The sequence below is a fragment of the Reyranella soli genome (genome assembly GCF_007992495.1).
GTDB classification, from domain to species: domain Bacteria; phylum Pseudomonadota; class Alphaproteobacteria; order Reyranellales; family Reyranellaceae; genus Reyranella; species Reyranella soli.
Genome location: NZ_BKAJ01000342.1, coordinates 1 through 907 on the forward strand (window position 1 = coordinate 1; position 907 = coordinate 907).

Below are 907 nucleotides of genomic sequence, written 5' to 3' on the forward strand. Positions count from 1 at the left end.
CAGCGCTCCGCGCTCACCATGCAGGCGCGCCGAGTCGCGCTCCAGCGTCGTAACACGGTTGAACGGCACCAGGTTCTGCTTCCACAGGCCGCGAATGCCGCCCAGCTCCTGCTGGTTCCACTCCATCTCTGTGGACTTGGCCGCAACCTGTTCGTCGTTGCCGGCGATCTGCTGGCGGAGCTGGTCGACCTGCTCGAGGAGCTGCGCCTTCTGGCCTTCGCGCGCCGAGCGGCGCAGCTCGAACAGGCGCTGCTCACTCTTCATCGCCTGCACGACCTCGGGCTCCTTGTCGCGGGCGATCAGCTCGGCCGGGAAGGTGACCTTGTCGGCGCCGTCGCGCTCGGCCTCGAGGCGGGCCTGGCGCGCATCCATCTCGTCGAGCGCCTTGGTGACGATGGCGAGGCTGGTGCGGGCCTGCGTCTCGTCGAGCCGCACCACGATGTCGCCCTTCTTGACGCGATCGCCGTCCTTGACGTTGAGGGTGCCGACCACGCCGCCTGTCGGGTGCTGTACCTTCTTGACGTTGCTGTCGACCACCAGCTTGCCGGGGGCGATGACCGCGCCCGAGATCTCGCTGAGCGTACCCCAGCCGAAGATGAAGAACCCCAGGATGGCGACGGCGCTAACGCCCACTACGAGATGGCTGCGGATGGATTTCTGGGCGGTCACGACGCCTTCTCCTGCGGACGGCCGCCGGCGTGCACCGTCATCGGTTGCGGTATCCGAGCGCCGGCCGGCATGGCGGCGGGCTGCTGTGGCTGGAGCACCTGGTCCTTCGGACCGTACGCCTGCTGGCGGCCGGCCTGCATGACCAGCACCGTGTCGACGCCGGCCAGGGCCGACGGCCGGTGGCAGACGACGACGACGATGCCGCCGCGCGCGCGGACGCCGAGGAGGGCCTTGGTCA

General features: G+C 69.3%; 1 protein-coding gene and 1 pseudogene. Both read right to left on the reverse strand.

Annotated elements, in window-relative coordinates; all coding sequences use genetic code 11:
- Positions 1 to 669: putative HlyD family type I secretion protein (locus RSO01_RS46630; RefSeq protein WP_147157455.1), on the reverse strand; the 669-nt coding region annotated here is incomplete at its 3' end.
- A pseudogene (locus RSO01_RS46635) lies at positions 666 to 907 on the reverse strand (type I secretion system permease/ATPase); the annotation flags it as partial. The gene RSO01_RS46630 and the pseudogene RSO01_RS46635, both read right to left, overlap by 4 nt.